A 13525-nucleotide genomic window follows, 5' to 3' on the forward strand; every position below is an offset into this window, starting at 1 on the left:
TCCTGAAAAAGGTTAAGACAAAGATGCAAACTTCATCTGCACAATCTGCACAACCAGAAAAAAAGCCCAGTAAGCGCAAACGTAACTTCGGTATTTTGTTTGTTATCCTGCTGCTGATCGGCGCGGGATGCCTGGCATGGTATCTGCTTTACGCCCGCTATTATGAAACGACTGACGATGCGTACGTTAACGCAAACCTGGTGACCCTGACGCCGCAAATCGCCGGTACGGTCACCCAGGTCACCGTTGATGAAGGCGATTACGTTGTGAAAGGGCAACCACTGGTCCTGCTTGATCCGAGCGATACCGAAATCGCCCTGCAACAGGCAGAGGCTAATCTGGCGAATACTGTGCGCCAGGTACGTGGGCTGTACAGCACGGCGGATAACTATCGCGCACAGGTCGCGGCGAAGCAGGTCGCCCTGCAAACCGCGCAAAGCGATTACGCGCGTCGGCAGAAGATCTTCTCAACCGGCGCGATTGCCGCCGAAGATCTCTCCCACTATCGCGATGCCGTGACCAGTGCAAAAAGTGATCTGGCCGCAGCGGAGCAGGCGCTGAAAACCAACCAGGCGATGGTGGATGACACTGTCATCGACAGCCATCCGGAAATCAAAAGCGCTGTCGCCACACTGCGTCAGCGCTTCCTTGATAACGCGCGCAGCACCATCCTCGCGCCAGTCAGCGGTTTTGTCGCTAAACGTGCTGTGCAGTTAGGCATGCGGGTGGATTCCGGCACGACGCTGATGTCCATCGTGCCGTTGGATCAGGTGTGGGTGGACGCCAACTTTAAAGAAAGCCAGATGAATACCATGCGTCTGGGGCAAAAAGTCACGCTCACGGCGGATCTGTACGGTGATGATGTGGAATATCACGGCACGATTGAAAGCCTGGGTATCGGCACCGGCAGCGCGTTCTCTCTGTTACCGGCGCAAAACGCCAGCGGCAACTGGATCAAAATCGTCCAGCGATTGCCGGTGCGAATCACCCTCGATCCACATGATATGCAGAAACATCCGCTGCGCGTGGGGTTGTCGATGTTCGCCCGGGTGGATATCCGCAACGCCGACGGCAATTTACTGCCGCAGAAAACCGTTGCCGCACCGCGTTTCAGAACAGACGTTTATCAGAACGCGCTCGATCAGGCCGACAGGCTGGTGGCGAAAATCCTTCATGACAACAGCAAAGTGGTAGCGACCAACGCCCGCTAAGAGAAATGTGATGCAAGAAGATAAGTCAGCGTTTACGCCGCCCAGCCTGCTGCTTGCCACCATCGCGCTGTCGCTTGCGACATTCATGCAAGTGCTGGATACCACGATTGCCAACGTGGCGTTGCCGACGATCGCCGGTAACCTGGGCGTCAGTTCCGATCAGGGCACCTGGGTTATTACCTCGTTTGCGGTGTGCAACGCGATTGCGCTGCCGCTGACGGGCTGGTTTACCCGGCGCATCGGGCAACTCAGGCTTTTTACCGGCTCAGTGATATTGTTCACCCTGACCTCGTTCCTGTGCGGTTTCGCCCACAGCATGACCGAGTTGATTGTCTTTCGCGCGTTACAGGGCTTTTTCGCCGGGCCAATGTTCCCGATGTGTCAGACGCTGCTGCTGGTTATTTTCCCGGCCAGTAAACGCAGTATGGCGCTGGCGTTGCTCTCAATGGTCACGGTGGTGGCGCCCATTGTCGGGCCGATTACCGGCGGCTGGATCACGGATAACTACTCGTGGCCGTGGATTTTCTATATCAACGTCCCTATCGGCATTTTTGCGGCGATCACCGTCTGGTCGCAACTGCGTGCGCGTGAAGAAACCACGACGACGGCGCCCATCGATTATATCGGCATTGCGTTGCTGGTACTGGGCGTCGGGTTGTTGCAGGTGGTGCTGGATAAAGGCAACGATCTCGACTGGTTCGCTTCGCAGACCATCATTGTGATGTCGGTGATTTCGGCGATTGCACTGGTATCGTTTGTCATCTGGGAGCTGGGGGAAAAACACCCGATTGTGAATCTGCGGCTGTTTACTGATCGCAATTTCGCCATCGGTACGACGGCCCTGACGCTGGGTTACGCGGCATTTTTCGCCATTAACCTTATCCTGCCGCAATGGTTGCAGACTGAGATGGGGTATACCGCGATCTGGGCCGGACTTGCCGCCGCGCCAATGGGCTTTTTGCCGTTGCTGTTGACGCCGATTATTGGCCGTTACGCCAGTAAATTTGATTTGCGGCTCCTGGCGACAATGTCATTCCTGGCGATGGGCGTCTCCTGCCTTGTCCGTGCGCAGTTCACCACTGACGTGGATTTTCGTACCATCGCTGAAGTACAGATGTTCATGGGGATTGGCGTGGCGTTTTTCTTTATGCCGATCACCACCATCGTGCTGTCGAATTTGCATGGCGTGGAAGTGGCGGAAGGTTCCGGCCTGGCGACATTCTTCCGTGTGCTGGGCGGTTCGTTCGCTTCATCGCTGGCCACCTGGATCTGGTCGCGGCGCGAGGTGTTCCACCATGCGAACCTGACGGAAAGCGTTTCCGTCTACAACCCGGCGGCGATGGACTATCTGCAAAAGATGGGCGGCGTGACGCAGCAGCACCTGGCGGCGGTCGATAAAACCATCGAGCAGCAGGCGTACATGATGTCGACTATCGACTATTTCTGGATCCTGGGCTGGGGATTTATGGCGCTGATTATCGTGATTTGGTTTGCCCGACCGCCGTTTATCCGCTCCGGCGCGCCTTCCTCGCCTGCGGCGTCGGGGCATTAACGAACTAAAACGTGAATGGGCGTCCTTGCCGTTGTGCTCAGCATAACGTCTGGTAACCTCTGGCGAAGGCGATTTCCGCCCGATCATTAACAACGTCCCAGGCGTCGGCGGGCGGTGCGATAAATCCCTGTAGCGCCAGCGGCTGTAATAGCGCGGCATCATGTTGCGCTTTAAGTGTCAGAAACGCGGTTTGTAGTGCCTGAATGGTCTGCGGGTCAACGGTTTGACTCGCCACCAGTAAAGGCATCGGCGCCGGGGCGCTACGTGTCAGTATGCGGATTTGGCGCATTAATTCCGGCTCATGCTGACACAACAGCGACCAGGCATAGCTGTCCAGCGGACCCACATCGGCCTGACCGGCGATGAGTGTTTCCACGACTCGCCGTGGGGTGACCAGCGGCCCTGTGCATTCACGGTACAGCGGCTTCCTCGTTTCACTAAAATACGCTGACAGGTGGTAACGCACCGCGTTATAGCCGGAGTGGGATTCGGGATTGGTGTATGCCAGCCGCCCACCGAAAGTGTCTTCCAGACACCGGGCGGTGGATCCCTGCGGCACGATAAACAGGGTGCGGTAATGACCCGGCAGCCCTTCCTCCGCGGCAATGCGCGTTACCGGCGCGACAACAGGTTGCACGGCAAACCGTTTCTGCGCGAACGGCCAGCCGCACATAAATACCGCCAGCAGATCGGCGCGCGACCATAAGCCTTCCAGCCTGGCCGGGGCAGGGTAGTCGAATATTTCTGCTGTCAGGCCCGCACGACGCACGACCTCGCGAAGAAGCACTTTCCAGCCTTCGGTTGTCGCCGGGGTGACAGAGTACATTCGCGCGTTAACGATCATCGGTAACGTAATTCCTGTCCAATGCCGAGGGCGCGCGCTTTCTCCAGCATCGCATGTCCCAGCGCGATATCGCTCAGCGACAGGCCGCGATGCCAGAACAAAATGGTTTCGCGATCGCTTTCACGGCCCGGTTTTATTCCTGCGACAATGTCACCCAACTCAGCATGCAAGGTTTGCTCGCTTAATTTCCCCGCATCGACATGGGCGCGCAGCGATCCAAACATGCCGCCCTTGCACTGCCCCCAGTCATCCACGACCAGTTTGTCCATAATATCCGTGAGTGACAGTTCCACGGCGCTCATGGTGCCGTAAGGCACAACAAAGGCACCGGGCTTTATCCATGCGGTTTTCAACAACGGCGTCGGTGCATTAAGGCGGGAAGCTTCAACGACAATATCTGCGTCGCGTACGCAACTTTCCCAGTCATCCGTTACGATGATTTTCTTGCCGAGATCCTGCTCCAGACGGCGGGCAAACGCGTTGCGGCTTTCAGGGCGACGCGAGTGGATGCGGATTTCATCGAAATCATAAATGCTGTTGAGCAGACGAACATTCCAGTATGCGGTTCCCCGCGCACCAATATGCCCCAGTATTTTGCTGTCACGGCGGGCGAGATGGCGTGCGCCCAGAGCCGTCAGTGCGCCGGTACGCATATCGGTAATCGCTGATGCGTCCAGGATGGCGACGGGCATCCCGGTGCGTGGGTCGAACAGGTTGAGCAACGCCATTTCGGAGGGCAGGCCGCGTGTGTAGTTATCGACATAATCACCGACAATTTTCACACCCGCGAGCCCAAGCGGCTCGATATAACCGCGCAGGACGTTGAAGTGGCCGTTAAACGCTTTATCAGGAATCAAATGTACACGCGGTTCGATAACGGTTTTTTTCTGCCCCTGCGCCAGCAGTCCGGCTTCTACCGCAGTGAGAATTTCCTCGTCCGTCAACGTCAGTTGATCAACATCCGGACCATTAAGCCAGGTCAAATTAATGGGTTGCGTCATACATTTCTCTCATTGATAACATGATCGGTATCAGACTGTACGTGAGCGAATAATTGCTCACGGGTTAATACGCCGACGGGCGCGCTGTTTTCGATAACGGTGAGGCTGTCGGTGCGTCGGGACAGCATCAGCGCCAGCGCGTCTTTCAGTGTGGCGCTGGCCTCAAGCTGGTGCGGGTGAGTCGTTAAGGCGGGTTCCATCGCCTGTTTCACCGGGGTAATGGCAAGCAGTTTCAGCGTGGCGTCGCTGCCGACGAAAGCGGCGACAAACGCATCCGCAGGCGAAGAGAGCACCTCGGCTGGCGGAGCATACTGGCACAGCTTCCCTTCGCGCATGATGGCGATGCGGTCGCCCATTTTGATGGCTTCATCAAGATCATGCGTGACGATGATGACCGTCTTTTTCACGCGTTGCAGGATCTGCTTAAACTCGCTCTGTAAACGTCCCCGAACCAGCGGGTCGATGGCGCCAAAGGGCTCATCCATCAGCATCACCGGCGGATCTGCCGCCAGAGCCCGCGCAACACCAACACGTTGACGTTGCCCACCTGACAGCGCCGCAGGAAAGCGACGGGCGTATTGCCGGGCATCCAGTCCCACCAGCTCCATCAGTTCTTCCACCCGCGCCTGAATCCGTGAGGGCGTCCAGCCCAGCAGGCGCGGTACGGTGGCAATGTTGTCCGCGACAGTCATATGCGGGAACAGCCCGACGTTCTGAATGACGTAGCCGATATGGCGGCGCAGCATGACCGGATCTTCCGTTGCAATATCCCGTCCATTCACCCATATCCGCCCGGAGGTGGGTTGTTCCAGGCGGTTAATTAAGCGCATCGTGGTGGTTTTGCCGCAGCCGGAAGGGCCGATGAGCGCGGTCGTGGTTCCCTCTTCAAAGGTCATTGAGAGGTCATCCAGCGCTTTGCGTGATGAACCCGGGTAAATTTTGCTGATATTTTCCAGTGTAATCATGCCATTAACTCTTTGGAATATGCTGAAAAAACAAACGCTCCACCAGGGAGAAAAGCGCTTCGATACCCATTGCCAGCAAAATGATGGGCACCGCGCCGACCAGAAGGCGTGACATATCCATAATGGCAATGCCGGTGGTGACAAAATCCCCCAGCCCACCGCCGCCGATAAATGACGCCAGCGCTGCGCCGCCAACCACCTGGACGGCGGCGGTACGACATCCGGCGAGAATACCGGGCGCCGCTAAAGGCAGAACTATCTTGCCGGTGACCTGACGGGGGGTGAGCCCCATGCCGTTCGCTGCGGAAAGCGTATCCGGGTCAATGGACTGAATGCTGGTGCAGGTATTGAGCAGAATCGGTGGAATAGCCAGTACCACCAGCGCAACGACCGAGGGCAGCAGGCCAATGCCGAGAAAGGGCATGGTTGCCGCAAGAATTGCCAGGCTGGGGATGGTTCGCAATGTGCCAGTACCACTGGTGACAATAAAGGCGAGGCGAGGGGTGTTCGCAATCAGCACCCCCAGCGGGACAGCAATGATTAAGGCAATACCCAGCGAAAGCCCGCACATGATCAAATGCTGCCATACCGCCTGCCAGAATAACGGTTGGTTTTCCAGCACCCACAACCACGCTTGTGTTATCACTGGCATCTCCTTAGCGCAAGGCGTCGCTGTAACCGGACAAAAAACACATCAGCGCCGATGGCCAGAAGCGATGTCAGCCCGCCGCCGATAAAGATTTTCTCCGGGTAACGCTGATCCAGCCCGGCGAGAATAATCGCGCCAAGCCCGCCCGCATTGATATAGGCCGCAATCGTGGCAATGCCGATAAGCGTGGTGGTGGCAATGCGTAATCCACTGATAATAAAAGGTAACGCCAGCGGTAACTCCACTTCACGCAGATTGCGCCATTTACCGTATCCCATGCCGCGTGCCGCTTCGCGGACCTCCGGCGGGATGGCGTGGAAACCGGCGGCGATATTGCGGGTCAGGATCATCAGCGCATAAGCCGTCAGACCGACGATCGCCGGGAGAATACCGATGCCAAGCCACGGAATAAGCAACGCGAACAGCGCCAGCCCAGGAATCGCAAAGAGGGTGCCGGTGATGGTCAGTACCACCGCGTACAGTCGCGGACGACGGGCGGTCGTAATGCCAAGAAACAGCGAAATGACGAACGCCACCAGCATCGCGACCCCCACCAGAAGCAGATGCTGCATGAGTGCCAGCAGAATATCGTCATAATGTCGGGTGACCCATCGCATCAGGCGGTCTCCAGTAACGGAGCCGTACCAACGAGCCATTCCGGTTGCATGATTTCCCTGGCCAGTACGGCGATGTCATCAGCGCTGGAACGATCTTCATCCAGTGGCGCGACCAGCGCGCGAACCCTGCCGTGTAGCGCTTTTGCATAATGACCCGGTTGCGCGGCATCCTGCAGATCCAGCGCCTGTGCCGCCACCAGCAGTTCAATGGCGACCAGATAACGCAGGCTTTCCAGCAAACGCGCGGTTTTACTGATAACGCCCATCGCCTGTGAGGCGTAATCCTCAACCCGGTCGGCCACCGGTATCGTCAATGGGGAGAGCGGCTGGGCATGATGTGCGATATCACTCACCAGCGCAGAAACCGTTTTTTGCAGCGTGGCGAATCCGGTTTGCCCGGCATGACGCGTAAGGAAGCGCGGCAGCCCACTGGCGGCGGGGGACATCATTTTCATGATCCGTTCGCCAGTGCAGGCGGCGTGACGCGCGAGCGCCATCCCCAGACTTTCCAGCGCCAGCGCCAGATGTGTGGCATCAAAATTGGCATTCGCCAGCACCAGCCCGGGCTCTGCCAGCAGACCAGGATTGTCGTCAGCGCTGTTGAGTTCCAGTTCCACCGCCGCACGGGCGAGTAAATAATAGTGGCGAACGCAGGCCAGTACCGGCGCGACGCAGCGGAAGCTCAGGGGATCCTGCAATGCGCGCGCGCCACCGGGCTGTAGCAGCGGGCTGCCTTCCAGAAGCGTCAGCAGGTATGCGGCGGTTTCAGCCTGTTGCGGTGCGGGACGCATGTGCGCCGCCCAGGGGGTGAGCGGTGAAATATTGGCGCGAAACGCCTCAAACGAGAGCACAATCGCCCCCGCGTGGACATTGACCAGCCGGGCGATATCCAGAAGCAGCAGTGCGCCGAGGCCGACGCTGGCGGCGTTGGATGACACCAGTGCCAGCCCGTCTTTTCCGCGTAACGGCGCGGGCGTCAGGTTAAGCTGGTTCAACACGGTGGACGCAGGCAACATCATGCCCTGGTATTCAACCTCGCCATCGCCGACCAGCGCGCGTCCGATATGCGCCAGTGGCGCGAGATCCGCCTCGCCAATCGACCCGATGAGCGGGACGCGGGGATGAATCCCCAGGTTGAGGAAAGTCAGCAATGTTTGCGCCACAGGCAGGGAAATACCGGAGGCACCCTGCGCCAGTCCCGCTAGGCGCGCCAGCATGATAGCCCGCACCTGCGTGCGGGTTGCCTGCTGACCGACGCCGACGGCCCGCGCCAGGGGGATCCGTCGCTGAATCGCCTGTAACAGGTCCTCATCGTGACGGCCATCCCGGGCGTGCAATACCGTCGTATCGACACTGGCGCCAAGCCCGGTGGTCACGCCGTAAATGCGCTCTCCGGCGCTGATGCTTTGCATCAGAAAATCAAAGGACGCGCCGATAGCCTGCTGCGCTGGTGCCCCATATTCGACAATCTGACCGCCGTCGGCGACCGCCCGCACATCTTCAAGCGTGAGTGGCGCATCACCCGGAATAAGTTTCGTTGCCACGGTCATGCCCTATTTGATGATGCCTTTTTCGCGCAAAAAGTCTTCCGCCACGTCGCGCGGCTCTTCTTTATTTTTTTCCACTTCGGCATTGAGTTTTTGCATGGTGGCGTTATCCAGTAACTGGCTGACGTTGTTTACTATTTCGCGAACCTGAGGGTGTTTTTGCAGGGCGGCATCGCGTACCACCGGCGCGACTTCATACGGTGGGAAAAGATGTTTATCATCTTCCAGCGCCACATACTGATTTTCAGCGATTTGCCAGTCGGTCGCGAAGCCGTTTGCAACGTCAATCTGCCCGGCGGCAAGCGCGTCGTAACGCAGGCCGACTTTGGCAAACTGGCGGAAGGCTTTAAATTTGATGCCATAGGTCTGTTCCAGCCCTTTCAGGCCGTCCTGGCGATCACCAAACTCCGCGCCTGCGCCGATAGTCAGTTCCGGCGCGGCTTTAGCGAGATCGGAAAGCGTTTTCAGGTGATATTTTTCTGCTGTCTGTTTACTCACCAGCAGTGCGTAGCCGTTGTTCACGCGGGCAGGTTGCAGCCAGGTAAGATGGTATTGCTGCTGATAGGTGTCGCTGACCTGTTTAAACACCTGGGCGGCGTCGGAAGAGGGTTTACCTTTGACTACCGCGCTGAGCGCCGTCCCGGTATATTCCGGGTACATATCAATTTCACCTTTCACCAGCGCGGCGTGGGCGATCAACGTCCCACCCAGGTTTGTTTTGCGCTCAACCGAAAGTCCTGACTGTTCCAGCGTCTGGGCATAGATTTCCGCCAGAATATATTGTTCGGTAAAGTTTTTACTGCCAACCACGAAATCAGCCGCCTGCACCTGAGCGGTCGCCAGCCCCAGTCCCAGCAAAAGCCAGGAGGTTACACGTTTCTTTTTACTGTTCATCCCCGGTGTCCCCATAAATGAAATGCCTGAATTTACTTGTATATACAAACCAGCAAAGCTAGCAGCACATTGACGGCGGACGAAATAGGAATTCGTTCTTTCATATAACGGAAACGGGAGTATTCCATGGTGTTTATGATTCCCGCTTCCGCAAGCCGCCATCCACTGTTAGTGTTCTTGTAACGAATAAGGAGAGAGAACAATGAATCAGCAACCTGTAGTGGCGGTATTAGGGCTGGGGGCGATGGGGCATGCTTTTGCCGCCAACCTGCTCAAAAAAGGGTTTACCGTGCGCGGCTGGAACCGCACGCGGGCGCGTGGTGAGGACTTATTACCGCTGGGACTGGCGCTGTCAGACAGCGCAGTGCAGGCGGCAGAAGGTGCCGACGTGGTGATTGCCATGCTGTCGGATGGCGAGACGACGCAAAAGGTGCTGACTGAGGTGCAGTCAGCGCTTAAACCGGGTGCGACGCTTTGCCAGATGGGGACCATCGGCGTGGAGGCGACCGACGCGCTGCTGGCACAACTGGCACAGGCGCGTCCTGATGTTGTGTTCATTGATGCGCCGGTTTCAGGCACCAAAGCCCCCGCCGAAAATGCGCAAATCCTGATCCTGGCCAGCGGCGAGCGTTCGCGGGCGCAGGCGGCGGAACAGGTGTTTTCTGCTATCAGCAAAGGCCAGGTATGGCTCGGTGAGGCCGGGGCCAGTTCGCGGATGAAGCTCGTGGTCAACAGCTGGCTGATTGGCATGATGCAGAGCCTGAGCGAAACCGTGATACTGGCGGAGAAACTGGGTTTTACGGCCAGCGATCTGTGGAGCGTGCTGGAGGGCGGGCCGCTGGCGGCGCCTTATGCCAAAGCGAAACTCGATATGATTTCGGGTGGTGATTTCACACCGCAAATGCACCTTATCTGGGCGCTGAAAGACGCGCGTCTGGCGAAAGATGCCGCCGGAGACGCCAGACTGCCTGCGCTGGAGAACATCATTGCGCTGTGGCAGCAGGCGGCAGAGGCAGGTTACGGTGAACAGGATCTGGCGAGTATTTATCAGTACCTGAAAACGGAAACCGGGGACGCCTGATGAACGCGGATTTTTACTGGATCAATGAACCCCACTCATGGCTGCGTAAAGACGACACGTTATGGGTGACGACAGATGAAAATACCGACTTCTGGCATAAAACCTGGTACGGCTTTGCGCGTTTTTCCGGGCATTTTTACGGCTGTGATGTCACCGGCGATTTCACCTTCCAGGTGAGGGTGCGCGGGGATTTCAACACTCTTTATGATCAGGCCGGGATCATGTTCATGCAGGATAACGCGCACTGGTTAAAAGCCGGTATCGAGTTTAACGATGGTGCTCCGGCCATCGGTAGTGTGTTAACGCTCGGGCATTCAGACTGGGCAACGGGGGTGTTCCCCGGTAATGCGGATCTGTTCTGGATGCGCCTGACCCGCAAAGGCGACAGCCTGCGGCTGCAGTATTCAGCCGATGGCAAAAGCTGGCCATTGCTGCGGCTGGCGCACTTCCCCGGCTCCGGCAAATGCACGGTAGGGGTGATGTGCTGCACACCGGAACGCGGCGGGCTCTCGGTGCGGTTCGATGATTTTCTGCTCGCGCCAGCGTTTGATAACGCACTGCATGATTTGTCCTGACCGCGAAAAAACAAAAGACCGCCTCCTGAATGAAGCGGTCTTTTACTGTCTGGCTTAAAAAAACAATCAGGACGCCGCGGCGTAATAAACAAACGCCAGTTTGTTGCCGTCGGGATCTCTGACATACGCGCTGTGAAAACCGTTGCCGTAATAAGCACGATGTCCCGGCGCGCCTTCGTCTGTTCCGCCCAGGCGCATCGCCAGCGCATAAAGTTCTTCAATGTGCTCAGGCGAGCGGGCATTTAGCGCCACCATTACCCCGTTTCCGACCGTGGCTTCTTGCTTATCAAACGGTCTGCCGACGCAGAGCCCGGTGGTATGGTTGTCTTTGAATGTTCCCCATGACGCGCCTTCTTCACCCCGTCCGCCCTGCGGATATCCCAGTAACTCCATCAACGGATCGTAAAACCGCAGCGCGCGGGGCAGGTCGTTGGTGCCGAGCATAATATATGAAAACATGAATCCTCCTTTTTTCATTTCGCTATCCATATATCAACATACATCGGCGTTAAGTGCTAATAATCTGACTTTAAGATTGATATTACTTTGCCTTTCCGGCACCCCATGACATTAACTTTTTTTTTGTTATCCGCGAGGTAAAACAACAAAAATGAACGAGCGCGCTCACAATTATTTCTGCATAAAAAACAGTCAGATACGGCGATTTCTTTCAACATGAAGCGGTAAAATACCTGTCATCTGTGAGTAAAATCGCACGTAAAGTAAAACCGTTTTTCGCCGATAGATCACATAGACACGTTAAAACATGATCAAATTCAATGTGTTAGACAAAACTCTGTTCGTGAGGGAGCGCACCCGTTCTTGTTCAAATTTTTCCAACGGGAGAGCAGAGAGAAAGCGACCTTTACCGTGAGATAATAGATGAAAATAAATAACTTTGGTGTTGGTACCCGTATGGGCGCTGGTTTTAGTATCGTTCTTGCCCTCATGATTATGATGGCTGTTACCGGGGTTGTTAAGTTAAGCGGTATCCTGAAAGATGCAGATACGATTACCGGCCGGTTGCTGGTGCTCGAACGCCTCACCAGTGAGTGGGGTGCAGCAATCGATTACAACGGCGCGATGGGCCTTACCCTGCTGACCACCGCCGATCCTGAAATCAAGACCTTTGCTCAGACCAGAATGAATGAAGTGACGCAGCGTGTCACGGTCATTCAGAAACAAGTAACCGAGACGATTGCCTCTGATGAGGGGAAAAAACTGCTGGATGCGGTTGGCGCGCAAAGAAAGCAGTATATCGCGGTGCGCGCGGATGCGATTCGCCTTAGTCAACAGGGCGACAGCGCGGCCACCAACGCGTTTATTCGTGAGAAACTCATCCCCGAAATGGAAATCTACTCCCGCACCGTGAAGGCGCTGGGGGAACATGAAAAAGCGCAGATCAACAAAGCGGATGTTTCCATTAAAGGCAACGGTTCTGAAGCCATTGAGCTGCTGCTGATCCTCGGCGCGATTGCCATTATTTCTGGCATTCTGGTGGCATTGTTCATTACCCGCAGCATCACCCGTCCGCTGCAGGCCGCGGTGCATGTGGCGAAAGAAGTGGCCTCCGGCAATCTGGGCATTGAGGTGAAAGTTGAATCACGCGACCAGTTGGGACAACTGATGCTCTCCCTGCAGGAGATGACGGACAGCCTGAGCAATACCGTGCGTAAAGTGCGTGAAGGTGCCGATAACATCGCGATGGCGGCGTCTGAAATCAGCAACGGCAACACCGATCTGGCCTCCCGCACGGAAGAGCAGGCGGCGGGTGTGGAAGAGACCGCCGCGACGCTGGAAGAACTGACTTCCACCATCAACAACACGGCCTCGAACACCGCACAGGCGTACCGTTATGTCAACGAGACGGCGACGGTGGTGAAACAAAACGGCGTGGTGATGGGCGAAGTCTCCTCGCAGATGCAGGAGATTTACGACTCGTCATCAAAAATGTCTGACATCATCCAGGTAATTGACGGCATCGCCTTCCAGACCAATATTCTGGCACTGAACGCGGCGGTGGAAGCGGCGCGGGCGGGCGAGTCCGGTCGTGGCTTTGCGGTCGTGGCGGGTGAAGTGCGTACGCTGGCGCAACGCAGCGCCTCTGCGGCACGAGAAATCAAAGAGCTGATTGATGACTCTGTCTCGCGCATCGCTACCGGCCGCACGCTGGTTGAAAAAGCCGATGGCGGCATGGTGGAGATTGTTACCAACGTGCAGAACATGAGCCAGCTGATTGAAGAGATAGCCCAGGCCAGCCGCGAGCAGAGCGACGGTATCGCCCAGATCAACAGCGCTATGGGACAGATTGATACCACCACGCAGCAGAACGCGGCGCTGGTGGAAGAATCTGCGGCGGCGGCAGCCTCGATGCAGGAGCAGTCACAGGTGTTGCAGGCGATGGTCAGCGCGTTCCGCCTGAGTGAGCACGCGAAGAGAATCACTCGCCCGGACACCACCCGCCGCGAACAGAAGGACTTACCTGCCTCAGGTCGGTTTAAAAAACTGGCACCGGAAGGGGATAACTGGGAAACGTTCTGAGTGACGCAATAATCAGGGATAAAAAAACCGGCATGCTGTCATCATCAT

13 protein-coding genes are annotated in these 13525 nt (G+C 56.7%); 5 read left to right on the top strand and 8 right to left on the bottom strand.

Annotated features, from left to right (window positions below; all coding sequences use genetic code 11):
• The first annotated feature begins 23 nt into the window (after positions 1–23).
• Both AOY23_RS05655 and AOY23_RS05660 read left to right on the top strand, forming a co-directional pair.
• Positions 24–1211: an HlyD/EmrA/EmrK family protein gene (locus AOY23_RS05655; protein ID WP_054178767.1), complete on the top strand. Its 1188-nt coding sequence runs from the start codon at positions 24–26 to the stop codon at positions 1209–1211.
• A gap of 10 nt (positions 1212–1221) precedes the next feature.
• The gene (locus AOY23_RS05660) at positions 1222–2763 is read left to right on the top strand and encodes a DHA2 family efflux MFS transporter permease subunit (protein WP_054178766.1); all 1542 of its coding nucleotides are present in this window, start codon (positions 1222–1224) and stop codon (positions 2761–2763) included.
• A 37-nt stretch (positions 2764–2800) separates the two neighbouring features.
• Here AOY23_RS05660 and AOY23_RS05665 read toward each other — a convergent pair whose 3' ends face one another.
• The 7 genes from AOY23_RS05665 to AOY23_RS05695 are packed head-to-tail and all read right to left on the bottom strand — an operon-like array spanning position 2801 to position 9280.
• Entirely contained in the window at positions 2801–3607 is an 807-nt protein-coding gene (locus AOY23_RS05665; protein WP_054178765.1) for a phosphate/phosphite/phosphonate ABC transporter substrate-binding protein, read from the bottom strand.
• On the bottom strand, positions 3604–4608 hold the full coding sequence (locus AOY23_RS05670) for an ornithine cyclodeaminase family protein (protein WP_054178764.1): 1005 nt from the start codon (positions 4606–4608) through the stop codon (positions 3604–3606). The genes AOY23_RS05665 and AOY23_RS05670 overlap by 4 nt, the downstream gene beginning before the upstream one ends.
• The gene (locus AOY23_RS05675) at positions 4605–5573 is read right to left on the bottom strand and encodes an ABC transporter ATP-binding protein (RefSeq protein ID WP_054178763.1); all 969 of its coding nucleotides are present in this window, start codon (positions 5571–5573) and stop codon (positions 4605–4607) included. The genes AOY23_RS05670 and AOY23_RS05675 overlap by 4 nt, the downstream gene beginning before the upstream one ends.
• A gap of 4 nt (positions 5574–5577) precedes the next feature.
• A complete protein-coding gene (locus AOY23_RS05680; RefSeq protein WP_200906043.1) occupies positions 5578–6219 on the bottom strand; it encodes an ABC transporter permease in 642 nt (213 codons plus the stop codon).
• The gene (locus tag AOY23_RS05685) at positions 6216–6839 is read right to left on the bottom strand and encodes an ABC transporter permease (RefSeq protein WP_054178761.1); all 624 of its coding nucleotides are present in this window, start codon (positions 6837–6839) and stop codon (positions 6216–6218) included. Before AOY23_RS05685 ends, AOY23_RS05680 begins: the two co-directional genes overlap by 4 nt.
• The gene (locus tag AOY23_RS05690; protein ID WP_081005647.1) at positions 6839–8383 is read right to left on the bottom strand and encodes an HAL/PAL/TAL family ammonia-lyase; all 1545 of its coding nucleotides are present in this window, start codon (positions 8381–8383) and stop codon (positions 6839–6841) included. The genes AOY23_RS05685 and AOY23_RS05690 overlap by 1 nt, the downstream gene beginning before the upstream one ends.
• A gap of 9 nt (positions 8384–8392) precedes the next feature.
• On the bottom strand, positions 8393–9280 hold the full coding sequence (locus AOY23_RS05695) for a glycine betaine ABC transporter substrate-binding protein (RefSeq protein WP_054178799.1): 888 nt from the start codon (positions 9278–9280) through the stop codon (positions 8393–8395).
• Positions 9281–9482: 202 nt separating this feature from the next.
• Here AOY23_RS05695 and AOY23_RS05700 point away from each other — a divergent pair, with 202 nt between their 5' ends.
• Together AOY23_RS05700 and AOY23_RS05705 are read left to right on the top strand one after the other, a co-directional pair.
• The gene (locus AOY23_RS05700) at positions 9483–10361 is read left to right on the top strand and encodes an NAD(P)-dependent oxidoreductase (protein ID WP_054178759.1); all 879 of its coding nucleotides are present in this window, start codon (positions 9483–9485) and stop codon (positions 10359–10361) included.
• A complete protein-coding gene (locus AOY23_RS05705; RefSeq protein ID WP_054178758.1) occupies positions 10361–10936 on the top strand; it encodes a DUF1349 domain-containing protein in 576 nt (191 codons plus the stop codon). Before AOY23_RS05700 ends, AOY23_RS05705 begins: the two co-directional genes overlap by 1 nt.
• Positions 10937–11002: 66 nt before the next feature.
• Here AOY23_RS05705 and AOY23_RS05710 read toward each other — a convergent pair whose 3' ends face one another.
• The gene (locus tag AOY23_RS05710; RefSeq protein WP_054178757.1) at positions 11003–11395 is read right to left on the bottom strand and encodes a VOC family protein; all 393 of its coding nucleotides are present in this window, start codon (positions 11393–11395) and stop codon (positions 11003–11005) included.
• A gap of 423 nt (positions 11396–11818) precedes the next feature.
• Between AOY23_RS05710 and AOY23_RS05715 the strand changes: the two genes are divergently transcribed.
• Positions 11819–13477 (top strand): methyl-accepting chemotaxis protein, encoded by a 1659-nt coding sequence (locus AOY23_RS05715; RefSeq protein WP_054178756.1) that lies wholly within the window; start codon positions 11819–11821, stop codon positions 13475–13477.
• Positions 13478–13525: the final 48 nt, after the last annotated feature.

It is taken from the genome of Trabulsiella odontotermitis (genome assembly GCF_001297775.1).
Classification (GTDB): domain Bacteria; phylum Pseudomonadota; class Gammaproteobacteria; order Enterobacterales; family Enterobacteriaceae; genus Trabulsiella; species Trabulsiella odontotermitis.